20 protein-coding genes and 2 pseudogenes are annotated in these 22,026 nt (G+C 74.0%); 7 read left to right on the top strand and 15 right to left on the bottom strand.

Translation table 11 applies throughout. From position 1 onward, the window contains the following. Positions 1–5: 5 nt before the first annotated feature. Positions 6–833, top strand: coding sequence for an SCO3374 family protein (locus tag BJ961_RS02065; protein ID WP_271319600.1), 828 nt, complete (start codon positions 6–8; stop codon positions 831–833). On the opposite strand, the gene BJ961_RS02060 is transcribed toward BJ961_RS02065, so the two are convergent. From BJ961_RS02060 to BJ961_RS02040, 5 genes and pseudogenes are all read right to left on the bottom strand, one after another. Beyond that, positions 772–1,107: a histone-like nucleoid-structuring protein Lsr2 gene (locus BJ961_RS02060; protein ID WP_271319599.1), complete on the bottom strand. Its 336-nt coding sequence runs from the start codon at positions 1,105–1,107 to the stop codon at positions 772–774. The genes BJ961_RS02065 and BJ961_RS02060 overlap by 62 nt on opposite strands. Positions 1,108–1,373: 266 nt before the next feature. Further along, on the bottom strand, positions 1,374–1,883 hold the full coding sequence (locus BJ961_RS02055) for an amino-acid N-acetyltransferase (RefSeq protein WP_271319598.1): 510 nt from the start codon (positions 1,881–1,883) through the stop codon (positions 1,374–1,376). 9 nt (positions 1,884–1,892) lie between these two features. Continuing rightward, complete coding sequence (locus BJ961_RS02050) at positions 1,893–2,291, bottom strand: BlaI/MecI/CopY family transcriptional regulator (RefSeq protein WP_271416943.1); 399 nt, start codon at positions 2,289–2,291, stop codon at positions 1,893–1,895. Positions 2,292–2,465: 174 nt separating this feature from the next. Continuing rightward, positions 2,466–2,645 (bottom strand): hypothetical protein, encoded by a 180-nt coding sequence (locus tag BJ961_RS02045; protein ID WP_271319597.1) that lies wholly within the window; start codon positions 2,643–2,645, stop codon positions 2,466–2,468. A gap of 23 nt (positions 2,646–2,668) precedes the next feature. After that, a pseudogene (locus BJ961_RS02040) lies at positions 2,669–3,291 on the bottom strand (hypothetical protein). 70 nt (positions 3,292–3,361) lie between these two features. Here BJ961_RS02040 and BJ961_RS02035 point away from each other — a divergent pair. After that, entirely contained in the window at positions 3,362–3,811 is a 450-nt protein-coding gene (locus BJ961_RS02035; RefSeq protein WP_271319596.1) for a hypothetical protein, read from the top strand. 221 nt (positions 3,812–4,032) lie between these two features. Here the strand turns inward: BJ961_RS02035 and BJ961_RS02030 are convergent, their stop codons facing one another. From BJ961_RS02030 to BJ961_RS02010, 5 genes are read right to left on the bottom strand one after another with little or no spacing between them, the layout of a single operon-like run. Further along, positions 4,033–4,830 (bottom strand): type III pantothenate kinase, encoded by a 798-nt coding sequence (locus BJ961_RS02030; protein WP_271319595.1) that lies wholly within the window; start codon positions 4,828–4,830, stop codon positions 4,033–4,035. Positions 4,831–4,835: 5 nt separating this feature from the next. Next, on the bottom strand, positions 4,836–5,825 hold the full coding sequence (gene nadC / locus BJ961_RS02025; RefSeq protein WP_271416942.1) for a carboxylating nicotinate-nucleotide diphosphorylase: 990 nt from the start codon (positions 5,823–5,825) through the stop codon (positions 4,836–4,838). A gap of 5 nt (positions 5,826–5,830) precedes the next feature. Next, positions 5,831–7,564 (bottom strand): L-aspartate oxidase, encoded by a 1,734-nt coding sequence (locus BJ961_RS02020; protein ID WP_271319594.1) that lies wholly within the window; start codon positions 7,562–7,564, stop codon positions 5,831–5,833. Further along, positions 7,561–8,571: a pantoate--beta-alanine ligase gene (gene panC, locus BJ961_RS02015; protein WP_271319593.1), complete on the bottom strand. Its 1,011-nt coding sequence runs from the start codon at positions 8,569–8,571 to the stop codon at positions 7,561–7,563. The genes BJ961_RS02020 and panC overlap by 4 nt, the downstream gene beginning before the upstream one ends. After that, positions 8,568–9,578 carry a Rossmann-like and DUF2520 domain-containing protein gene (locus BJ961_RS02010; protein WP_271319592.1) on the bottom strand — a complete coding sequence of 337 codons (1,011 nt, stop codon included), beginning with the start codon at positions 9,576–9,578 and terminating at the stop codon, positions 8,568–8,570. Before BJ961_RS02010 ends, panC begins: the two co-directional genes overlap by 4 nt. A gap of 196 nt (positions 9,579–9,774) precedes the next feature. Between BJ961_RS02010 and BJ961_RS02005 the strand changes: the two genes are divergently transcribed. Further along, entirely contained in the window at positions 9,775–11,022 is a 1,248-nt protein-coding gene (locus tag BJ961_RS02005) for a threonine aldolase family protein (RefSeq protein WP_271319591.1), read from the top strand. A 424-nt stretch (positions 11,023–11,446) separates the two neighbouring features. Beyond that, positions 11,447–12,552, top strand: a pseudogene (locus tag BJ961_RS02000) (DUF5937 family protein). A gap of 39 nt (positions 12,553–12,591) precedes the next feature. Here the strand turns inward: BJ961_RS02000 and BJ961_RS01995 are convergent. Next, positions 12,592–13,266 carry a response regulator gene (locus BJ961_RS01995; protein WP_271319590.1) on the bottom strand — a complete coding sequence of 225 codons (675 nt, stop codon included), beginning with the start codon at positions 13,264–13,266 and terminating at the stop codon, positions 12,592–12,594. Between the two features lie 56 nt (positions 13,267–13,322). Continuing rightward, the gene (locus tag BJ961_RS01990) at positions 13,323–14,528 is read right to left on the bottom strand and encodes a sensor histidine kinase (RefSeq protein ID WP_271319589.1); all 1,206 of its coding nucleotides are present in this window, start codon (positions 14,526–14,528) and stop codon (positions 13,323–13,325) included. Between the two features lie 118 nt (positions 14,529–14,646). Between BJ961_RS01990 and BJ961_RS01985 the strand changes: the two genes are divergently transcribed. After that, a complete protein-coding gene (locus tag BJ961_RS01985) occupies positions 14,647–16,014 on the top strand; it encodes an SAM-dependent methyltransferase (protein ID WP_271319588.1) in 1,368 nt (455 codons plus the stop codon). On the opposite strand, the gene BJ961_RS01980 is transcribed toward BJ961_RS01985, so the two are convergent. Continuing rightward, positions 15,979–17,130 (bottom strand): NADH-quinone oxidoreductase subunit D, encoded by a 1,152-nt coding sequence (locus tag BJ961_RS01980; RefSeq protein WP_271319587.1) that lies wholly within the window; start codon positions 17,128–17,130, stop codon positions 15,979–15,981. The genes BJ961_RS01985 and BJ961_RS01980 overlap by 36 nt on opposite strands. A 31-nt stretch (positions 17,131–17,161) precedes the next feature. On the opposite strand from BJ961_RS01980, the gene BJ961_RS01975 reads away from it, so the two are divergent. Both BJ961_RS01975 and BJ961_RS01970 read left to right on the top strand, forming a co-directional pair. Beyond that, positions 17,162–17,683 (top strand): PH domain-containing protein, encoded by a 522-nt coding sequence (locus tag BJ961_RS01975; protein WP_271319586.1) that lies wholly within the window; start codon positions 17,162–17,164, stop codon positions 17,681–17,683. A gap of 418 nt (positions 17,684–18,101) precedes the next feature. Then, a complete protein-coding gene (locus BJ961_RS01970; protein WP_271416941.1) occupies positions 18,102–19,376 on the top strand; it encodes a PH domain-containing protein in 1,275 nt (424 codons plus the stop codon). Positions 19,377–19,426: 50 nt separating this feature from the next. Here the strand turns inward: BJ961_RS01970 and BJ961_RS01965 are convergent, their stop codons facing one another. Then, a complete protein-coding gene (locus tag BJ961_RS01965) occupies positions 19,427–20,653 on the bottom strand; it encodes a hypothetical protein (RefSeq protein ID WP_271319585.1) in 1,227 nt (408 codons plus the stop codon). A gap of 124 nt (positions 20,654–20,777) precedes the next feature. Further along, complete coding sequence (locus BJ961_RS01960) at positions 20,778–21,908, bottom strand: alpha/beta hydrolase (RefSeq protein WP_271319584.1); 1,131 nt, start codon at positions 21,906–21,908, stop codon at positions 20,778–20,780. Positions 21,909–22,026: the final 118 nt, after the last annotated feature.

Here is a 22,026-nt window from a genome sequence, read left to right as displayed (position 1 = left end):
TTGGCATGGTTGGCGCCCCGCCCCCGGTCCCCGTCGCTCCCGCGGCGCCTGTCGCTCCCGCGCCCCCTGCCGTGCCGCTGCCCCGGCGGGCCCCCGCGAACGGCGGCCCGGAGTGGGAGCGGGTGCGGGGGTGGTACGAGAGCGTGCTCGGCTGGCCGACGGCCCCCGGGCCCGGTGAGCCGGTACGGCTGCGCGCGGGCGTCCGTTTCGACGTCCTGGACGTCCCGGCCGAGGCCGGGCACGCGACGCTGGAACGGCTCCGGCGGAGTGCGCGGTCGCAGCGGGGCCGGGACTCCGGGCGGGGCCGGGAGTCCCGGCGGCCCCAGGGGCCCGCGTCGTCCGGGTCGGTCGCGTCGGTCGCAGCGGGGCCGGGGTTTCCGGTGGCCGTTCGAGGAGAGCGGATGCTGCTGCTCGTGGCGGCGGGCGGCGCGGAGGAACTGCCGGGGCTGCTGGAGTGGCTGGAGTGGGGTTCGCTGGCGCTCGACCTGACGGCGGTCGGAGCGGGCGGTCTCATGGACGCGCCCCTCGCCCCGGAGCCCGGCTCGACCGGCCTGCCGCCGCGTCCCCCGGACCGCGACGGCCTGCGGGGGGCCGCCGTCTGGCTGCGCCCCCCGGAGCCCGGGTGCGAGGTCGAGTCCTCGCTTCCGGCGCTGTCGGCCCTCGGGACGACCGGGGCCGTCCCCGATCTCGCACGGCTGGTCCACACGCTCGCCACGCAGTGCCACCGAGTCCGGCTCGTCTCCGGCGCGGCCGGTGACGCGGATCGGGTGATCAGCCGTTGGCCTGCTCGTACGCTTCGCGGACCTTCGCGGGAACACGGCCGCGGTCGTTGACCTCGTAACCGTTCTCCTTCGCCCAGGCGCGGATCGCCGCGGTGTCCTGGCTGCCACCGGAAGCGGCGCGGGCCTTTCCGCGTCCGCCCGAGGCACGGCCTCCGGTACGACGGCCACCCTTCAGGTACGGATCGAGAAGACCGCGGAGCTTGTCCGCGTTGGCGGTGGTGAGATCGATCTCGTAGGTCTTGCCGTCCAGTGCGAACGTCACGGTCTCGTCTGCCTCGCCGCCGTCGAGGTCATCGACAAGAAGGACCTGAACCTTCTGTGCCACCGGATTTCCTTTCATCGATATCTTGAGGGCCGGAGGTCCGCCGGCGTCCGCCGTATCGCCGTCCCTTGTTATATGCAGTACTGCACTACGCCGGAAAGCAAACCGCTTTTGCCGGAAAAACACAAACCCCCGGTGGAGACCGGTAGCCCCTCTCCGGGCCGGAAACATGCGCGTTTCGGACATAGGGAACCCGCGGCGGGTGCTTCGGTGGAATAAACCTGGCGAAGGGCCGCGAAGGTCTGCGGATGCCTACCGCTGCCCGCGGATCACAGATGCAGAAGCATCCGGCTGTTGCCCAAGGTGTTCGGTTTCACTCGTTCGAGGCCCAGGAACTCGGCGACACCCTCGTCATAGGAACGCAGCAGCTCCGCGTAGACATCGGCGTCGACCGGTGTCTCCCCGATCTCGACGAAGCCGTGCTTGCCGAAGAAGTCGACTTCGAAGGTCAGACAGAAAACGCGGCGAACGCCGAGCGCGCGTGCCGTGTCCAGCAACTTCTCCAGCAACTGATGGCCGACGCCCGCGCCCTTCTGGCCGGGCTTCACCGCGAGAGTCCGCACTTCCGCGAGGTCTTCCCACATCACGTGCAGGGCGCCGCAGCCGACGACCTCGGCGTTGTCCTCCCGTTCCGCGACCCAGAACTCCTGGATGCTCTCGTAAAGCGTCACCATCGCTTTGTCGAGCAGGATGCGGTCACGGACGTACGTGTCGAGGAGCCGGCGTACGTCCGGGACATCCCTGGTGCGGGCCCGCCGGACGCTGATGGCATTTGACATGTGGGGACGCTATCGCTCCCCGCCGTCCGGTACCGCGCCGGGGCCCGGCGCGGGGGTTTCCGGCCCCCGCACGATACGGATGGCGTCTCCGAGTGCCTGGCGCTGTTCCTCGCTCATCATGCCGAAGAAGGCGATGAGGGCGGCCGTGGGGTTGTCGCTCTGGGACCAGGCGTCGTTCATGAGGGCGGCCGCGTAGGCGGCGCGGGTGGAGACCGCCTCATATCGATAGGCCCGGCCTTCCGCTTCGCGGCGCACCCAGCCCTTCTGATGGAGATTGTCCAAAACGGTCATCACGGTGGTGTACGCGATGGACCGTTCCTGTTGCAGGTCTTCCAGGACTTCTCGAACGGTCATGGGGCGGTTCCACTTCCACACCCTCGTCATGACCGCGTCTTCGAGTTCTCCCAAGGGGCGAGGCACGCTTCGAACGATAGTGGGAGATCCGGGCGATCGCGTGCCGGACGTGCGGTTCTGCTGGCAAACGGGCACAAAAGGGGCGTACGGCTCCTTGGGAGGGGAGCCGTACGCGGGGTCGTGCGGCCAGGCGCTGTGCGTCAGGCGTTGTGCGTCAGGCGTTGTGCGTCAGGCCTTGGTGTGCGGGGCCGACTGCCGGGCGCCCTCGGCGCGGGCGAGGGCGGCGTCGACGACCGCGTCCTCCTTGGCCTTGTTGGCGCCGCCCTGGGTCTTCACGATCACCCTGATCACACCGATGAAGAACACGGCCATGACGACCGGGGGCAGGAGCGCGGAGACGTAGTCCATGGGACCAGGGTAGCCAGGCGCCGTCAGCCGGCGGCGAGGTGGTGCCCGGTGCCCGGGGCGGGCGGGGCCGGCGGGGCGGGCTTGCGGCGGGGGAAGACCTCGCCGGGGGTGGGGACGGGGCGCTTGGGCGCGGCCGGGGCGGGCTGGGGGCCGGCTTCTGGGCGGGCTTGCGCGCGGGCTCCTTGTCGGACTGCCGGCCGCCGGGGAGGGCGTGGAGGCGGGTGCGTGCGGCGGGGAGCGTGACCGTGGCGGTGGTGGACGTCGTGAGCGTCCTGGGCGTCGCGGGGCCGCAGCGGGTCAGCAGGGCGGCCGCGGCGGGGTTGCCGCGCAGGGCACCCAGGGCGGCGAGGTCGTCCGCGCCGGGGCGGTGGCCCGCGCCCAGTGCCTCGTCCAGGAGCGCGAGGTAGCCGGTGGCGGTGCCGGGGAGGGCGGCTCGGTACCGGGCGAGGTCGGCCACCAGGAAGGCGCGCAGCCGGGCGCTCTCCCGCATCGCCTCGTCGAGCGAGTCTGCGAGGCGAAGGCAGTCCTGGGCCTCCTCCGCCGAGACGGGGCTGGGGTTCAGGGCGAGGGCGAGGGCTCGCCGGAGCACGCGCAGCTCCTGAGCACCGAACGCCATGCCGCCGCGGGATCCGTAGGGCGTGGGCATGCGGCGACGATACGCGCTAATCAGACAAACTCGGCATAGGGGGCATGGGTGTGGCGTGGGGGCCACTCGGATGCGGGGGCCTGCGGCGGCTGTGCGGGTGGTGGGGGTGCGGGTGGTGGGGGTGCGGGTGGTGGGGGTGCGGGTGGTGGGGGTGCGGGTGGTGGGGGTGCGGGTGGTGGGGGTGCGGGTGGTGGGGGTGCGGGTGGTGGGGGTGCGGGTGGTGGGGGTGCGGGTGGTGGGGGTGCGGGTGGTGGGGGTGCGGGTGGTGGGGGTGCGGGTGGTGGGGGTGCGGGTGGTGGGGGTGCGGGTGGTGGGGGTGCGGGTGGTGGGGGTGCGGGTGGTGGGGGTGCGGGTGGTGGGGGTGCGGGTGGTGGGGGTGCGGGTGGTGCCTGCGGCGCCTGTGCGGGTTCGGTGGGGGTGCGGTAGCGCGGTGCGGCCGGTGGGGGGTCGGGGCCGGGACGGGGGTGTCCGTCCTCGGAACGGCGCGGAATCGGTCGGCCACAGAAGCGGGTGGCGTTGACGCGCCAACCGCTGCGGGCGGACACCCCCCGACCCGTCCCCTTCCCGCCGTACGCGGCTGACCCTCGCCCCTCTCCGGTGCCGCCTCGCGCCGTACGCGGCTGACCGACGCACACCCCTCGGTGCCGCTTCCCGCCGTACGCGGCTTTCCGGCGACTCCTCTTCGGGGGCGCTTCCCGCCGTACGCGGCTCTCCCGTCGCTGGTTCGGGGGGCTGGAGCGCCTACATGCGGGACACGTTGCGCTCGTACACCAGCCGCAGGCCCATCAGTGTCAGCCACGGTTCGTGCTCGTCGATGACCGAGGACTCGCCCAGCACCATCGGCGCCAGTCCGCCCGTCGCGATGACCGTGACGTCGTCCGGGTCGTCGGCCAGTTCGCGGGCCATGCGGTTGACGACGCCGTCGACCTGGCCGGCGAAGCCGTACACGATGCCGGACTGCATCGCCTCGACCGTGTTCTTGCCGATCACGCTGCGGGGGCGGGCCACCTCGATCTTGCGGAGCTGGGCGCCCTTGACGCCGAGTGCGTCGACCGAGATCTCGATGCCGGGGGCGATGACGCCGCCGATGTACTCCCCGCGCGCGCTGACCGCGTCGAACGTCGTCGCCGTGCCGAAGTCCACGACGATCGCCGGACCGCCGTACAGCTCGACCGCGGCGACCGCGTTGATGATGCGGTCGGCGCCGACCTCCTTGGGGTGGTCGGTGAGGATCGGGACGCCCGTCTTGACGCCCGGTTCGACGAGGACCGCGGGGACGTCGCCGTAGTAGCGGCGGGTGACCTCGCGGAGTTCGTGGAGGACCGAGGGGACCGTCGCGCAGATGGCGATGCCGTCGATGCCGTCGCCCAGTTCCTCGCCGAGGAGCGGGTGCATGCCCATCAGGCCCTGGAGGAGTACCGCCAGTTCGTCGGCCGTGCGGCGCGGGTCCGTGGAGATGCGCCAGTGCTCGACGATGTCCTCGCCGTCGAAGAGGCCCAGGACGGTGTGCGTGTTGCCTACGTCGATCGTCAGCAGCATGGGTTCTACTCCGCCGCTCGCAGGTCCAGGCCGATGTCCAGGATCGGGGAGCTGTGGGTGAGGGCGCCCACGGCCAGGTAGTCGACGCCCGTGTCGGCGTACGCCTTGGCGTTGGCGAGGGTGAGGCGGCCCGAGGCCTCCAGGGCGGCCCGGCCGGCGACCAGGGCCACCGCCTCCTCGCACTCGTCGGGGGTGAAGTTGTCCAGCAGGATCAGGTCGGCGCCCGCGTCCACGACCTCGCGCAGTTGGTGCAGGGTGTCGACCTCGACCTCGATGGGCAGGTCCGGGAAGCGTTCGCGTACGGCGTTGAAGGCCTCGGCTACGCCGCCCGCGGCGACCACGTGGTTGTCTTTGACCAGGGCCGCGTCCGAGAGGGACATGCGGTGGTTGACGCCGCTGCCGCAGCGGACCGCGAACTTCTCCAGGCCGCGCAGCCCCGGTGTCGTCTTGCGGGTGTCGCGGACCTTGGTCTTCGTGCCGTCCAGGACGTCCGCCCACGCGCGCGTGGCCGTCGCGATGCCCGACATGCGGCACAGGAGGTTCAGGGCGCTGCGCTCGGCGGTCAGGATGTCGCGGGTGCGGGTGGTGACGGAGAGGAGCTTCTGGCCCTCCTGGACGCGGTCGCCGTCCTCTACGTGGCGCTCCACCTCGAACTCGTCCGTGCAGACGATGGACAGCACCGCCTCGGCGACCCGGAGGCCGGCCACGACGCCCGCCTCGCGCGCGGTGAAGTCGGCCGTGGCCACGGCGTCCTCGGGGATGGTCGCGACGGTCGTCACGTCCACGCCGCCCGCCAGGTCCTCCTGGATGGCGACGTTCGCGATGTCCTCGACCTCGACGGGGTCGAGTCCGGAGTCCAGCAGGAGGGCGGCGAGGGCGGGGTCGAGGCCGCACTCCATGTAGGTCTCTTCTTCGCTGTCCGCGCCGCAGGCGCAGCCGTCGCCGCAGCCTCCGCCGGAGGCGAGGGGGAGTTCGGTGGGGTCGGAGGGGTTCACTGCTGTCACTGCTCCTGGGGACGGTGCGTCGGCTGGGCGCCGTGGACGGTCGGGGGGAATTCTGACGTGTCCGTGGTGTGCACGGCGAGGGAACGGTCCGGGTTCAGGCGTACGACGAGGTGGCGGCGCCACACCGTGTCGTCGCGGTCGGCGTGGTCCTCGCGCCAGTGGCAGCCGCGGGTCTCCTCGCGCCGTGCCGCCGCGGCGACCAGGACGCGGGCCACGCACAGGAGGTTGGTGGCCTCCCAGGTGTCGACGCCCGGCTCGGAGGTCTTGCCGTTCTCGTGCAGGGCCTCGCGGGCCTCGGTGTGGAGGGCGTGCAGCCGGTCCGCCGCGCGGGTGAGGGAGGCGGCCGAGCGCAGCACTCCGGCACCCTCGGTCATGATCCGCTGGATGCTGCGGCGGGCCTCGGGCGGGAGGAGGGGGTGCTCCGGGTTCGGCGGGTGCGGGAGAGGGGCGGGCACGCGCGCGTGGAGGGTGCCCGCGGTGTGGCCCGCCGCGACGTCGGCCGCGATGCGTTCGGCGTAGACCAGGCCCTCCAGGAGGGAGTTGGACGCCAGGCGGTTGGCGCCGTGCACGCCGGTGCAGGCGACCTCGCCGCACGCGTACAGGCCCGGGACCGTCGTACGGCCGTGCGGATCGGTGCGGACGCCGCCGGAGGCGTAGTGGGCGGCCGGGGCGACGGGGATCGGCTCGGTGACCGGGTCGATGCCGTGGGCGCGGCAGGCGGCGAGGATCGTGGGGAAGCGGCGCTCCCACATGTCGGCGCCGAAGTGGCGGGCGTCCAGGTACATGTGCTCGGCGCCCTGCTCCTGCATGCGGCGCGTGATGGCCTTGGCGACGATGTCGCGGGGGGCGAGTTCCGCGAGTTCGTGCTGCCCGAGCATGAAGCGCACGCCGTCCGCGTCCACCAGGTGGGCGCCCTCGCCGCGTACCGCCTCGGAGACCAGGGGCTGCTGGCCCTCGGCGTCCGCGCCCAGGAAGAGGACCGTGGGGTGGAACTGGACGAATTCGAGGTCGCTCGCCTCGGCGCCCGCGCGCAGGGCCAGGGCCACGCCGTCGCCCGTGGAGACGGAGGGGTTGGTCGTGGCGGAGAAGACCTGGCCCATGCCGCCGGTCGCCAGGACCACCGCGGGGGCGTGGACCGCTCCCACGCCGTCGTGCTGGCCCTCGCCCATGACGTGCAGGGTGACGCCCGCGGTGCGGCCCTCGGCGTCCGTGAGGAGGTCCAGGACCAGGGCGTTCTCGACCGTGCGGAGGCCACGCGCGCGTACCGCCTCGACCAGGGCGCGGGAGATCTCCGCGCCCGTGGCGTCGCCGCCCGCGTGGGCGATGCGGCTGCGGTGGTGGCCGCCCTCGCGGGTGAGCGCCAGGCCGCCCGCGGTGGACTCGTCGAAGTGCGCGCCGGTCGCGATGAGGCGGCGTACGGCGTCGGGGCCCTCGGTGACCAGGGTGCGGACCGCTTCCTCGTCGCACAGGCCGACACCGGCGACCAGGGTGTCGTCCAGGTGCTGCTCGGGGGTGTCGCCCTCGCCGAGGGCCGCGGCGATGCCGCCCTGGGCCCAGCGGGTGGAGCCGTCGTCGAGGCGGGCCTTGGTGACGACGACCGTGCGCAGCCCGGCGGCCTCGCAGCGCAGGGCCGCGGTGAGGCCCGCGACGCCGGAGCCGACGACGACCACGTCCGCGGTGAGGGCCCAGCCGGGTGCGGGGGCGTGCAGTCGTATGCCTGTGCTGGTCACGAGGCGGCTCCGCGGGTTCCGAAGGTGAGGTGGACGTTGTCGATCAGCCGGGTCGCGCCGACCCGGGCGGCGACGGCGAGCACCGCCTCCCCGGTGTGGTCGTCGCCGATCTCGGTGAAGTCGGACGGGTCGACCAGGGCGAGGTAGTCCAGCTCCAGCGGCGGGGTGGCGCGGGCGGCGTCGTCCAGGACCAGGCGGGCGGCGGCCCGGACCGCGGTGGCCACGCCGGGGGCGGAGGTGGCGACGGCGTGGGCGTCGGCCGCCGCGCGGGACTCGCCCAGGGCGCCCAGCGCCTCGGCACGGGCCCGGGTGGCAGGCACTTCGCGGGCCCGCGCGCACAGCGCCTCCTGGGCCGCGTGCCGGTCCAGCCCGGCGAAGAGCGCCTGGGAGAGGGCGAGGGCGGTGCGGCGTTCCGCCGTCGAGAGGTAGCGGTTGCGGCTGGACAGGGCCAGGCCGTCCTCCTCGCGCACGGTGGGGACCCCGATGATCTCGACGCCGAAGTTCAGGTCGCGGACCATGCGGCGGATCAGCGCGAGCTGCTGGGCGTCCTTCTGGCCGTACAGGGCGAGGTCGGGGCGGGTCAGGTGGAGCAGCTTGGCGACGACGGTGAGCATGCCGTCGAAGTGGCCGGGGCGGGAGGCGCCCTCCAGGCGTTCGCCCATGGGACCGGCGGTGATGCGCACCTGGGGTTCGCCGCCCGGGTAGACCTCGTCGGCGGAGGGCGCGAAGACGGCGTCGGCGCCCGCCCGGCCGGCGATCTCCAGGTCGGCGTCGAGGGTGCGCGGGTAGCGGTCGAGGTCCTCGCCGGCGCCGAACTGGAGCGGGTTCACGAAGACGGTGACGACGACCTCGCCGTCCGGTCCGGCGAGGTCGCGCGCCGTGCGGATCAGGGTGGCGTGGCCGTCGTGCAGGGCGCCCATGGTCATCACGACGGCGCGGCGGCCGTGGCGCACGCGCGCGTGCAGTTCGCCGGCGGTGCGCAGGAGGGCGGGCGGGGCGGTGGTCATCGGGCGTCTCCCTCGGTGCCGTCGGTGCCGTCGGTGCCGTCCGGGCCCTCGGGGCGTTCGGGGCGTTCGGGGCGTTCGGGGCCGGGGGCTCCGTGGGTGCGCTGGGTTCCGTCGGCGAGTACGCCGAGCAGGTCCTCGGCGAGTGAGGCCTTCAGCAGCCCGTGGTCCAGTGCGCGGTCGGCGGTCGCGCGGGCCATCGCCAGGTAGCCGGCGAGGGCCTGGGGGGCGTGGGCGCGCAGCTCCACGATGTGCGCGGCGACCGTGCCCGCGTCCCCGCGCGCGACGGGGCCGGTGAGGGCCGCGTCGCCGGAGCGCAGGGCGTTGTCGAGGGAGGCGCCGAGGAGCGGGCCGAGCATCCGGTCGGGGGCCGTCACGCCTGCCGTGCGCAGCAGCTCCATGGACTGCGCGACCAGGGTGATCAGGTGGTTGGAGCCCAGCGCGAGCGCCGCGTGGTACAGCGGACGCATGTCCTCGGCGATCCACTCCGGCTCGCCGCCCATCTCGATGACCAGGGCCTCGGCGGCCAGCCGCAGCTCCTCGGGCGCGGTGACGCCGAACGAGCAGCCGGCCAGTCGCTGGACGTCCACCGGGGTGCCGGTGAAGGTCATCGCCGGGTGCAGGGCCAGCGGCAGGGCGCCGGCGCGCAGGGCCGGGTCCAGGACCCTCGCGCCGTACCGCCCGGAGGTGTGCACCAGCAGTTGGCCGGGGCGCACCGCACCGGTCTCGGCGAGTCCGGTCACCAGGCCGGGCAGGGCGTCGTCGGGGACCGTCAGCAGGACCAGCTCGGCGTGCCGGAGGACCTCGGCGGGTGTCATGAGCGGCACGTCGGGGAGCAGGTCGGCGGCACGCCTCCTGGAGGCTTCGGAGACCCCGGAGACGGCCACCGGGCGGTGCCCGGCGAGTTGCAGGGACGCGGCCAGCGCGGGGCCCACCCGTCCGGCGCCGACGACGCCTACGGTGAGCCGCGCGGGGCGGTCCTTGGGGTCTGGCTGTGGGGTTGTGTTCACGCGACGGCGGCCTTCCCGTTCCAGTCCGCTCGGGGTACCGGACGATTTCTCGTCATGTTAACGCGATCGGTCCGGGCGGCGTCCGGTTGTCCACAGGCTGTGGGTTTCCGCGCACCGCCGGAGCACACACCCCGCGCGCGTGCGGCGGTGGGGAATCCAGGTGCCCCGCAGCCGCCCGGCGCGGGATGATCCGGGCATGAGCGATGCGGCGGAACGGAACGGCACGGCGGGACGAACGGAACCGGAGGAGCGGGCGGAGCGGCCGGAGGCGGAGGAGCAGGCGGGCTCGGAGGAGCAGGGGGACTCGGAGGAGCAGCGGCGCAAGCGGCTGCGTGAGCGACGCGTGGCCGTCCATCGCGGTGCGCGGCGACTGCTCGCCCGCCCGGGTTTCATCACGACCCTGCGGGAGCGCGTCGCCCTGCTGGACGGGGCCGAGGAGCTGTACGACCTCGACGAACCGTCCGACATGTACGGCAACGGGATCGTGGAGGCGCTGGAGGACAGGACCGCCGCCCTGCTCGGCACGGAGGCCGCCGCCTTCTTCCCGACCGGCACCATGGCCCAGCAGGTGGCCCTGCGCTGCTGGGCCGGCCGTACCGGCAATCCGGTCGTCGCCCTGCACGGCCTCGCCCATCCGGAGGTGCACGAGCGCGACGCCTTCAGCCGGGTCAGCGGACTGCGCCCGGTACGGCTGACCGACGCGCCCCGGCCGCCGACCGCCGAGGAGGTGCGCGGTTTCGAGGAGCCGTTCGGCGCGCTGATGCTGGAACTGCCGCTCAGGGAGGCCGGTTACACGCTGCCCACCTGGGATGAGCTCACCGAGGTCGTGGAGGCCGCCCGGGAACGCGACGCGGTGGTGCACTTCGACGGGGCCCGGCTGTGGGAGTGCACCACGCACTTCGGCCGGCCCCTGACCGAGATCGCGGGCCTGGCGGACAGCGTGTACGTCTCGTTCTACAAGTCCCTCAAGGGCTACGGCGGTGCCGCCCTGGCCGGCCCCCGGGAGCTGGTCGAGGAGGCGAAGGCCTGGCGGCACCGGTACGGCGGCCAGCTGTTCCAGCAGTTCCCCACGGCGCTGTCGGCACTGGCCGGTCTGGAGCGCGAGCTGCCCCGGCTGCCCGCGTACGTGGCCCACGCGCGCGTGGTGGCCGCCGCACTGCGCGAGGGCTTCGCGGCGTCCGGGCTGCCGTGGGCGCGGGTGCATCCCGAGGTGCCGCACACCCACGAGTTCCAGGTCTGGCTGCCCTGCGACACCGACGCCGCGGGCGAGGCCGCGCTCCGTCAGGGCGAGGAGACCGGGACGATGCTCTTCTCCCGGCCCTGGGACGCGGGCGGCCCGGGGATCGCCGTCACCGAGGTCGGTGTGGAGGCGGCGGGCCTGGAGTGGACGGCCGACGACGTGCGGTCGGCCGTGGCCGACTTCGTGTCCCGGCTGGAGGTCTGAAGCCACGCCCGCCGCGGCTGGAGGTCTGAACCCACGCCCGCCGCGCGCGGGACCCCGGTCGGCGGGGGAGCACGGCCGCAGGGACCACCACCAGGGGCGCGGGGCCCGCGGTACGCGACCGTGTGCCGGGCGGGGGGCGGGCACGGGCTCGAACCGGTGGCGGCCGTGCCGCTCGCACACGGCCTGCCCGTCGACCGCTTCCCGCGCGGCCTGCCGGTCGACCGCTCCCGCACGGCCTGCCGGTCGTGGGTCCCGGGCGTCGGCGGCGCGGGCCCGCCGAGCTGACGGGCGGGGCCGGTGTCGAGAGTTCCGCCGCCGCGCCGCGCGGTCGCGGCCGCGTCGGTCGGCGCCGCGTGGTCGCGCCGATGAGCGGCGGCGGTCAATCGGCGGCGGCGTTGTCAGTGGCGGCGTGCACCATGGGGGCATGAGCGTGCGGATCGACATCACGGGGCTGCGGCCGGAGAGGATCGCCGTCGTGCCCTCGCCCCTGGCCGAGCTGGGCATGGCGCTGCACGCGCTGTCCGAGCCGGGGCACCACCCGGGGCTGCAGGGCTGGGCGACGGGCGTGACCGCCCGGCTGGACTCGCATCTGGCCGACCGGATGTGCGAGGCCGACTTCCTGTGGCGGACGACGTTCTCGGACCTGTTCATGCCGTTCGCGGGCGTGCCGGACCGCAGCACCCTGCCCGGCGCCACCCTCGCCGACGACCTGGACCTGCTCGACAAGCTGTCCGACGAGCAGTTCGTGGACGCGGCCCTGGAGTTCACCTGCGCGCTGCCGTACAGCACCGGCGGGGTCTCGGCGCTCGACGACCCCGAGGTGCGCCGCCGCGCGCTGGACCTGGCCGCCGCGCGGGGACCCCAGCAGCTGCGGTTCAGCGAGCGGCTGCTGGCCGACCCGCCGCCGATCAGGGGCTGGCTGCGGCAGTTCGCCCAGGACTGCGACGAGGCGTTCTTCGCCGAGACCTGGTCCCGGCTGCGCCACCAGCTCGCGGCGGACGCCCGCCACAAGACGGACCTGCTGCGGCACAAGGGCCTCGCGGAGGCGCTGGCCGCCGTGTCCCCGGCGCTGACGCTGGACGAGGACGCCGCCCGGATCACCGTCGACAAGCTGGGCGACGGCCGTTCGACGACGGCGGACGGCGGCCTGCTGCTGGTGCCGACCAGCCTGGGCCGGCCGCACCTGATGGTCCTGCACCGGCACGGCTGGCAGCCGGTACTGCACTACCCGGCCGGCTCCCCGAGCCGGCGCCGCCGCCCTCGGTGGAGCAGCTCACGATGCGGATGAACGCGCTCTCCCACCCCGTCCGGATGCGGATCTGCCGGTATCTGGCCCGCAGCGCGTACACCACGGGCGAGCTGGCGCAGGTGCACGACATGACGGCTCCCGAGATATCCCGGCACCTGGGCGTGCTGAAGAAGGCGGGCCTGATCACCACCCGCCGGCGCGGCCGGTACGTCCTGCACCAGCTGGACGTCACGGTGGTGGCCCGGCTCGGCAGCGACTTCCTGGAGGGGATCCTGCGCTAGCGCGGCCGGCCACCGACGCGGCGTCTCCGCCCGGGCCCGTCAGCCGTGTGCGCCGCCGGCCCGCACCAGCCCGGTCTCGTAGGCCAGGACCACCACCTGAACGCGGTCGCGCAGGCCCAGCTTGGTCAGGATGCGGCCCACGTGCGTCTTCACGGTCGCCTCGGACAGCACGAGCCGCGCCGCGATCTCCCCGTTGGACAGGCCCTGCGCCACCAGGCCCATCACCTCGCGCTCCCGCTCGGTGAGCCGCTGCAACTCCTTCTGCCGGGGTTCCTGACCGGTGGCCGGCAGCATCGGCGCGAACCGGTCCAGGAGCCGCCGGGTGGTGGAGGGGGCGACCACGGCGTCGCCGCTGTGCACGGAGCGGATCGCGGCGAGCAGTTCGCCGGGCGGCACGTCCTTGAGCATGAAGCCGGAGGCGCCCGCCTTCAGCGCCGAGAACGCGTACTCGTCGAGGTCGAACGTGGTCAGGATCAGCACCTTCGGCGCGTCCGGATCCACGCAGATCCGGCTGGTGGTCTCCACCCCGTCGAGCTTGGGCATGCGGACGTCCATCAGGACGACGTCCACGGCGGTCGCGCGCAGCACCTGGAGCGCCTCTACGCCGTCGCCCGCCTCCGCGACGACCTCCATGTCCGGCTGGGCCGCCAGCACCATCCGGAACCCGGTGCGCAGCAGCACCTGGTCGTCGACGAGCATTACGCGGATCGCCATCGGGTCCTCTTCTTCCTTACAGGTGTCAACGCGGCACGCGCGTACGGGAGGCATTGTCAGTGTGCCGGTTTCAGCGGCAGCAGCGCACTGATGCGGAATCCTCCGCCCGGACGCGGGCCCGCGTCCAGGGTTCCGCCGACCATGCCGATCCGCTCGCGCATGCCGATCAGGCCGTGGCCCTGGCCGTCGAAGCCGCCCTCCTCGTACAGCTCGTGCGGGGCGCCCTTGCCGTCGTCCTCGATGAGCAGCCCGAGCCCGTCGTCGAAGTAGACCAGGCGCACGCTGGCGCCCGCGTTCTCGCCGCCGTGCTTGCGGGTGTTGGTGAGCGCCTCCTGCACGATGCGGTACGCGGTCAGCTCCACGCCGCTGGGCAGTTGCCTGGGGGTGCCCTCGACCTTGAAGTCGACGGGCAGCCCGGAGGTGCGGCACTGCTCGACCAGGTCCTCGATCTGCTGGACGTCGGGCTGCGGAACGTACTCGCCGGCCTCCTTGTGCTCGCCGGTACGCAGCACGCCCAGCAGACGGCGCATCTCCGCGAGCGCCTGGCGGCCGGTGGAGGAGATGGTCTCCAGGGCCTTCTTCGCCTGGTCGGGGGCCGCGTCCAGGACGTAGGCGGCGCCGTCGGCCTGCACCACCATGACGGAGACGTTGTGCGCGACGACGTCGTGCAGCTCGCGCGCGATGCGGGCGCGCTCGGCGGCGACGGCGACCTTGGCCTGGGCCTCGCGCTCCTTCTCCAGCCGGGTCGCGCGCTCCTCCAGCTGCGCGAAGTAGGCGCGGCGGGTGCGGACGGAGTCGCCGAGCACCCAGGCGAGGACGAAGGGGACCGCCTGGAAGACCGTCACGGCGATGGTGGTCCCCATGCTCAGTTCGCTGTCGGACCAGCGCAGCTGGGCGAGGGGCGCCGCGCACAGGCCCGCGGCCAGGGCCGTCCGGGACGCCCAGCGGGCACCGGTCGCCGCCACGGTGTAGATGATCACCAGGAAGGCGAAGTCGGCGGGCATCGTCGAGACGTCGAAGGCCAGTTGCGCCACGCCGAGCGCGACGGCGAGCAGCAGCATCCGCTCCGGCATCCGCTGGCGCAGCGCCATCACGACGCCGAGCAGCACCACGACGGGGAGGATGAGCGCCAGATTGTCCGTCCCGTCGGCCCGCGTCCCCGGGTTCGCCGCGGAGACCACGGAAATCCCGAGCACGACGAGGGCCCAGAAGGAGTCGACCCCGGTCGGGTGTCTGCGGAGGAAATCGTAGAGGCGCTGCACGTGACCCAGCGTAGGGAAGCGGAATAGGTGCAGGGGTCAACCGGAGGGCCGATCCGCGTCCCCCACGCCTACTCCGCAAGGTGGAGGCTCCGCTCTCCTGTGCCCCTAGCCTGGGCCTGTGACACCAGGGACGGCAGGGGCCGAAGAGGCGCCGGAGGCACATGGGACGTGGCGCGGCTGGCGGGAGGCCACCCGGGAGGCCCTGTACGGGCCGGGCGGGTTCTACCGCGCGGCTCCCGAGGGACCGGCCGGGCACTTCCGGACGTCCGTGCACGCGTCGCCGCTGTTCGCCGGGGCCGTGGCGCGGCTGCTGTGCCGGGTCGACGAGGCGCTGGGGCGGCCCGGGACGCTGGACTTCGTGGACATGGCGGCCGGACGGGGCGAACTGGTCACCGGGGTGCTGGCGGCCCTGCCCGCCGACGTGGCCGCCCGCACGCGCGCGTACGCCGTCGAGGTCGCCGACCGCCCCGCCGGGCTGGACCCGCGGGTCCGGTGGCTCCCCGAGCCGCCCGACGGCGTCACCGGCCTGCTGTTCGCCAACGAGTGGCTGGACAACGTACCGGTGGACGTGGCGGAGGTGGACTCCGCGGGCGTGGCCCGCCGGGTGCTCGTCCGGGACGACGGGACCGAGCGGCTCGGGGAGCCGGTGGCCGGGGCGGAGGCCGAGTGGCTGGCCCGGTGGTGGCCGCTGCCCGGCGAGGAAGGGCTGCGGGCGGAGATCGGACTCCCCCGCGACACGGCCTGGGCCTCCGCCGTGTCGACGCTGGGCGGCGGAGGCGCCACGGAAGCCCGCGGGGGCAGCACGGAAGGCGGCAGAGGCGACGCGGAGGCAGGCAGGGACGGCCCAGGAGGCGGCAGAGGCAGCGCGGAGGCAGGCAGGAGCGGCGCGGAGGCAGGCAGAGGCAGCGCGGAAGCCGACAGGCGCGACACTGGAGCCGGCAGGCGCGACACCGCAGGCGGCAGGAACAGCGCAGAAGCCGACAGGCGCGACACCGCAGGCGACAGAGGCGACACGGAAGCAGGCAGGCGCGGCGCCGGAGGTGGCAGGGGCGGGCTCGCGGTGGCCGTCGACTACGCGCACACCCTGGCCACCCGCCCGCCCTTCGGGACGCTCACCGGCTTCCGGGAGGGGCGCGAGATCCGGCCGGTGCCCGACGGGTCGTGCGACATCACCGCGCATGTCGCCCTGGACGCGTGTGCGCAGGCCCACGCCGCGAGGTGCGCTCCGGCGTGCGCGCCCACGGACGCGCTCATGCGCCCCCAGCACGAGGTCCTGCGCGCCCTGGGCGTCACGGGCGCCCGTCCTCCGCTCTCGCTGGCCTCCACCGACCCGGCGGCGTACGTGCGCGCACTCGCGCGTGCCTCGCAGGCCGCGGAGCTGACCGCGCCGGGCGGCCTGGGCGACTTCGTGTGGCTGCTCCAGCCGGTGGGGCCCCTCGACCCCGCCGCGCTACTTGTCGATGTCCCCGACCACGAAGAACAGTGACCCCAGGATCGCCACCATGTCCGCGACCAGCGTCCCGGGCAGCAGCTCCGCCAGCGCCTGGATGTTGTTGTACGACGCCGAGCGCAGCTTCAGCCGGTACGGGGTCTTCTCGCCCTTGCTGACCAGGTAGTAGCCGTTGATGCCGAGCGGGTTCTCGGTCCAGGCGTACGTGTGGCCCTCGGGCGCCTTCAGCACCTTCGGGAGCCGCTGGTTGACCGGCCCGGGCGCCAGCTCGACCAGGCGGTCCAGGCAGGCGTCGGCGAGGTCGAGGGCGTTGTGCGTCTGCTCCAGCAGGCACTCGAAGCGGGCCAGGCAGTCGCCCTCGGTGCGGGTGACGACCCTGAGGGTGTCCCGGAGTTCGCCGTAGGCGAGGTAGGGCTCGTCGCGGCGCAGGTCGAAGTCGACTCCGGAGGCGCGGGCGATGGGCCCGCTGACGCCGTAGGCGTGCACGGCCTCGGCGGACAGGGCGCCGACGCCCCGCGTACGTCCCCGGAAGATCTCGTTGCCGAGCACCAGGTCGTCGAAGACGTCCATGCGCGAGCGCACGGCCGCGACGGCGGCACGCGCGCGCGTGGTCCAGCCCGCGGGGAGGTCCTCCTTGAGGCCGCCGACGCGGTTGAACATGTAGTGCATGCGCCCGCCGGAGACCTCCTCCATCACGTTCTGGAGGACCTCCCGCTCCCGGAAGGCGTAGAAGACCGGGGTGATGCCGCCCAGTTCCAGCGGGTACGACCCGAGGAACATCAGGTGGTTGAGCACCCGGTTCAGCTCGGCGAGGAGCGTGCGCGTCCACACCGCGCGCGTGGGGACCTCCATGCCGAGCATCCGCTCGACGGCGAGGACGACACCCAGCTCGTTGGAGAACGCCGACAGCCAGTCGTGACGGTTGGCGAGCATGATGATCTGACGGTAGTCACGGGCCTCGAACAGCTTCTCCGCGCCGCGGTGCATGTAGCCGATCACCGGCTCCGCGCTCATGATGCGCTCGCCGTCCAGGACCAGCCTGAGCCGCAGCACGCCGTGGGTGGACGGGTGCTGGGGACCGATGTTGAGCACCATGTCGGTGCTCTCCGCCGCACCGCCGACACCGACCGTGGTCTCCGTCGTAGGAGTCATGGACACAGTCTCCCCTACGTACGCTGGCCCCATGGAGACGGGGAGCCCTGACGACACGGGCACGGCGGGGGCGGCGGATCCGGCGCGGGACGAGCCGGTGTGGAGCGGTCTGCCACCGGGGCTGCTGCGCATGCGGCGGCTGTTGCTGGTGGTGTGGCTGGGCCTGCTGACGCTCGCCGCGGCCCTGCTGCCCGCGCTGTTCCTCGACCCCGTCTGGTCCGCCCTGGCCGTGCCGCCGCTGGTTCTGCTCGCCTGGGGCTGGGTGATGCTGGAGCGCAACTGGTGCTCCTGGCGGTACGCCGAGCGCGCCGACGACCTGCTGATCAGCCGGGGCGTGCTGTGGCGGGAGGAGACCGTCGTCCCGTACGGGCGCATGCAACTGGTCGAGGTGACCTCCGGACCGGTCGAACGGCACTTCGGCCTGGCCAGCGTGCAGCTGCACACGGCCGCCGCCGCGACCGACGCGACCATCCCCGGTCTCGACCCGGCCGAGGCGGAACGCCTCCGCGACCGCCTCACCGAGCTGGGCGAGGCCCGATCGGCGGGGCTGTGACCGGGCCCGGCGCCGGGTGGGACACCACCGACGGCGGTACGACGGACCGTGCGGGCGGCGTGACCGGGCCGACGGACCGGACGGACGCCCCCGGGAACGGCACCCCGAGGAGGCCCGAGCCCGGGCAGGCCACGTCCGGCCCCCCGCACCGCACCACGGACCCGACCGCCCGCACGACGGACACCGCCCCCGGCGCCACGGAGACCGCCCGTACGACGGACACCACGCCCGGCGCCACGGAGACCGGCCGCGGCACCACCGGCGCCGGTACCGACGGTGCACCGGGGACGGCGACGGGCGGCGACGCGAGCGGCCCCCGGCCGGCACCCCCGCCACGGGGCCCGCCACCGACAGCGCCCCCGACACCGCCCCCGGCACCCACGCGTCCCCTCCCGCCGGCGCGGTCGCCGAGCGGCGTCTGCACCCCGTCACGCCCCTGCGGCGGGCGTGGGCGCCGGTCGCCGTGCTCGTCGGCTGGGCGGTGCACGATCCGGACCAGGCCCAGCGCCAGCTGACGCGGCTGACCACGACCCACCTGCTGATCGGCCTCGCCGTCCTGATCCCCGCGGCCGCCCTCTACGGCTTCCTGACCTGGTGGTTCACCCACTTCGCGGTGACCGACACCGAGCTGCGCATCCGTACCGGACTGCTGTTCAGGCGCACCGCGCACATCCGCCTCGAACGCATCCAGGCCATCGACGTCACCCAGCCCCTGCTGGCCCGGGTCGCGGGGGTCGCCAAGCTGAAACTCGACGTCATAGGCACCGGCAAGAAGGACGAGCTGGCCTTCCTGGGCGCCGACGAGGCGCGTGCGCTGCGGGCGGAGCTGCTCGCGCGCGCGGCCGGTTTCGCGCCCGAGACCGCGCACGAGGTCGGCGAGGCCCCCGCCCGGCAACTGCTGCGGGTGCCGCCGGGCGTCCTCGCCGTCTCCCTCCTGCTGACCGGCGCGACCTGGGGCACCCTGCTCGCCGCCGCCGTCGTGCCGACGCTGCTGTGGCTGGCCACCCACAACCTGTGGACGGTGCTGGCGACCGCCCTGCCGCTGGTGGGCGCCGCGGGTGCGAGCAGCGCGGGCCGGTTCGTCGCCGAGTACGACTGGACGGTGGCCGAGTCCCCCGACGGACTCCGCATCGACCACGGCCTGCTGGACCGCGCCCACGAGACGGTGCCGCCGGGCCGGGTGCAGACCGTGCGCCTCGTGGAGCCCCTGCTGTGGCGGCGCCGCCGCTGGGTGCGGGTGGAGCTGGACGTCGCCGGGTCGTCGAACTCCGTACTGCTGCCGGTCGCCCCGCGGGAGATCGCCGAGTCGGTCGTCGCGCGCGTGCTGCCCGGGGTGACCGTCCCGGCGGATCCCGAGCTGTCCCGCCCGCCGCGCCGCGCGGCGCGGTGCAGGCCGCTGTGGTGGCGCGGGTACGGGCTCGCGGTCACCGACGCGGTCTTCGCCGCCCGGTACGGACTGCTGCGCCGCACCCTGGCCCTCGTGCCGCACGCCAAGGTCCAGAGCGTCCGCCGGACGCAGGGCCCCTGGCGGCGTGCCCTGCGGCTGGCCGACGTACGGGTGGACACGGGGGCGAACAAGACCGTGACCGCGCGGCTGCGGGACGCGGACGAGGCGGCGGAGCTGCTGCGCGGCCAGGCCGAACGGTCCAGGACCGGACGCCGGGACGCGCCGCCGGACCGCTGGATGGCCTGACCGCGCCGACAACCGCCCCGGGGACCGCCCCGAGGACCGCTCCGCCGCGGTCAGGAGACCGCGCTGCGCAGCCCCTGCACGTCGATCTGCTCGGTCTCGTCGTGGGCCGTCAGGTCGATCACCTGGCTCACGCCCCGGGACTCCTCGCCGGCCGGCTTGAAGGCGGCCTCGGCCTCCGCCTTGTGCAGGGCGAGCGCCTCCTGGCCGACGACATCGGCGAGGTCCTCGTTCTGGACGTCCGCCAGGGCGGCGTCGGACGGGTCCGCCGCGTCGTCGGGGGCCTTCGTGCCGAAGAAGTCGAAGCCGCCCTCGACCATCGGACGCCGCGCCGGGGCGGCCGGTACGACGGCCACCGCGGTCGGCACCGTGAAGTGCCCGTCGGCCTGCCGGGTGGGCTGCGCGGGCCGCTCGTCGGACTGCGGGGTCGGGGAGGCGGCGGCGGTGCGCTCGTGTCCGTCGGCCGCCCCGGGCTGCCCCTGCGCCTCGTCCTCCCGCGCGGCCTCGGCCGGCGCCGCGCTCTCGCCGCCGCCCTTGCCGCCGCCGTCCCCGTCGTCGTCACCGCCGTCGGAGTCGGCCGGGGTGTCGTCCCGGTCGCCACCGGCCGGGGCGGGCGACGCGTCCTCCTGAAGGCGGGCCAGTGCCGCGTTCGCGCGCAGGAACAGCCGGGACCCCTCGGGCGAGAACGCGCCGGGAACCTCTTCGGCGCTCCCGCTCTCCTCACCCGGCTCCTCGCCGGCCGGAGGGGTCTCCTCGGCCGCCGGTTCCGGGGCGGGCGCGGGGGCAGGCGCGGACCGGGCCGCGGGCAGGGCGGGCGCCTGCGGCGCGGCCTCTATCTCGAGCAGCCGGCGGCCCTCCAGCGCGCTGGCGCGCTCGGTCTCCGCCGTGGCGTAGCGCCGCAGCAGGGAGGCGTGCTCGTTGCGCAGCCCCGCCAGCTCCGCGCGCTTGGCGCGCAGCCGGTGCTCCAGCTTCTGCCGCAGCTCGCGCGACTCCTCCAGGTCGGACTCCAGTTCGGCGACCCGTTCCTCGAAGCGCCACTCGTCACTCGCCCGCGCGCGCGTGAGGTCGGCCACCTGCCGGCCCGCCTGGACGTCCCAGTGCCGCATGACGACCGCGCCGACGACGGCCGTCACCGCGGCCGCGGCGGCCAGTACGCGCAGGACCGTGGTCTCGCTGACCAACCAGGGGCCGAAGGCGCAGATGACGGAGACGCCTGCGATCGCCGACGGAGGAAGCAGCCTGTGCAAAGGCGGGGAATGGCGGTGACGTCCACGTGGCATGGCCAGAAACTTACCGCGCGTAGGCGATTCTTGGCGCCCCGCCCCGTAAAAACACGTCCGTCTCCGACGCGTTCACACGGCTCCGGGAATCCACATCTGCGGTACGGGACGAATTACTTCAAGATCATTTCTGCGTTGCGTCCAGCCGCTCGTCCAGCCACTGCAGCGTCGCGGGAATCTCCCGCCGCCACGTATTGAAGTTGTGCCCGCCGCTTTCCAGGATGATCGACGAGACCCGCGTCGGCTTCTTGTCCTTCACCCGCTCGATGAACTTCAGCGTGTCCTTGTAGTTCGTCTCACCGGACTTGCTGCTGGTGACGAGCAGAGAAGTGTCGGGCGCGGGCAGGTTCTTGAGGCTCCACCACAGGTTGGCCCGGTTCTTCTGCTCCTTGTCGCCCTGGAAGAGATCGCCCGTGGTGGGGTCGCTCGGCGCGTCGTAGTACGGGGACAGCCCCGCCCCGGCGGCGTACGCCTCCGGGTGGTGCATGGCGAGCTTCAGCGCGCAGTACCCACCCGTCGAGTTGCCGACGACACCCCAGCTCCGCGGCCCCTTGCCGACCCGGTAGTGGCCGCTCACCGCCTCGGGGAGGTCCTTCGCGAAGAACGTCTCCGTCTGCGGCCCGCCCGGCACGTCCACGCACTCCGTGTCCCGCGGCGGCGCCACCGTGGGACGCAGCATGACCAGGATCATCGGCCGCATCCGTCCGGCCTTCGCCAGTTCCAGCGCGGTGCGCGGATAGCGGAGCTTGTCCACCAGCGCCTCGGCGGTGCCCGGATACCCCGTCAGGACGACGGTCGCGGGAAACGTACGGGCACGGTGCCGCGCCTGGAAGTACTCCGGCGGCAGATACACGTACGCGGGTGACCCGATCCCCGTCGTACGGCCGACGATCCGTATCTCCTCGACCCGGCCCGAGACGTCGGGCCGGGCCCCGCTCGCCCGGGTCACCCGCCGGTCGCCGACGACCCTCAGCGGCCCGCCGGCGGTGCCCGCCGAGTGGTCGACGACGACGCCCTGGCCGTTCTCCCGGCCGAACAGGTCGGCCCAACTGCCGTAGAACCCGAAGGACTGGTTGGCGACCAGTCCGACCGCGGCGAAGACCGCCACCTGGGTGGCGAACAGCAGACCCATCCGCCCGAGGACGGCCCGCACGCTCCGCCCGGCAAGCCGCGGCCACCACCACACCGTGCCGGCGAACAGCAGCACGCCCGCCCCCACCGCCAACGCGAGCACCTTGTCGCTCGTCAGACCCATGTCTTGCTACCTGCCCGCACTCTCCATGCGTCCGTCGGGCGCCCGCCGGAACCGCCCTCAGGGACCGTCCGTCCGGACCCCCTTCGGGCTTTCCGGTCGAGGGGAGTGAACCTCTCCC

It is taken from the genome of Streptomyces lienomycini (genome assembly GCF_027947595.1).
GTDB classification, from domain to species: Bacteria; Actinomycetota; Actinomycetes; order Streptomycetales; family Streptomycetaceae; genus Streptomyces; species Streptomyces lienomycini.
This window is presented reverse-complemented; position numbering and strand designations above follow the sequence as displayed.

Bases quoted from the DNA above. Each gene is read 5' to 3' on its own strand.
- BJ961_RS02065 (WP_271319600.1), top strand. From the start codon at position 6: ATGGTTGGCGCCCCGCCCCCGGTCCCCGTCGCTCCCGCGGCGCCTGTC.
- BJ961_RS02005 (WP_271319591.1), top strand. From the start codon at position 9,775: ATGAGCGATGCGGCGGAACGGAACGGCACGGCGGGACGAACGGAACCG.
- BJ961_RS01975 (WP_271319586.1), top strand. From the start codon at position 17,162: ATGGAGACGGGGAGCCCTGACGACACGGGCACGGCGGGGGCGGCGGAT.
- BJ961_RS02030 (WP_271319595.1), bottom strand. From the start codon at position 4,830: ATGCTGCTGACGATCGACGTAGGCAACACGCACACCGTCCTGGGCCTC.
- BJ961_RS01965 (WP_271319585.1), bottom strand. From the start codon at position 20,653: ATGCCACGTGGACGTCACCGCCATTCCCCGCCTTTGCACAGGCTGCTT.
- BJ961_RS01960 (WP_271319584.1), bottom strand. From the start codon at position 21,908: ATGGGTCTGACGAGCGACAAGGTGCTCGCGTTGGCGGTGGGGGCGGGC.
- BJ961_RS02055 (WP_271319598.1), bottom strand. From the start codon at position 1,883: ATGTCAAATGCCATCAGCGTCCGGCGGGCCCGCACCAGGGATGTCCCG.
- BJ961_RS02045 (WP_271319597.1), bottom strand. From the start codon at position 2,645: ATGGACTACGTCTCCGCGCTCCTGCCCCCGGTCGTCATGGCCGTGTTC.
- BJ961_RS01980 (WP_271319587.1), bottom strand. From the start codon at position 17,130: ATGACTCCTACGACGGAGACCACGGTCGGTGTCGGCGGTGCGGCGGAG.
- BJ961_RS01995 (WP_271319590.1), bottom strand. From the start codon at position 13,266: ATGGCGATCCGCGTAATGCTCGTCGACGACCAGGTGCTGCTGCGCACC.
- BJ961_RS02035 (WP_271319596.1), top strand. From the start codon at position 3,362: ATGCGGGGGCCTGCGGCGGCTGTGCGGGTGGTGGGGGTGCGGGTGGTG.
- panC (WP_271319593.1), bottom strand. From the start codon at position 8,571: ATGACCACCGCCCCGCCCGCCCTCCTGCGCACCGCCGGCGAACTGCAC.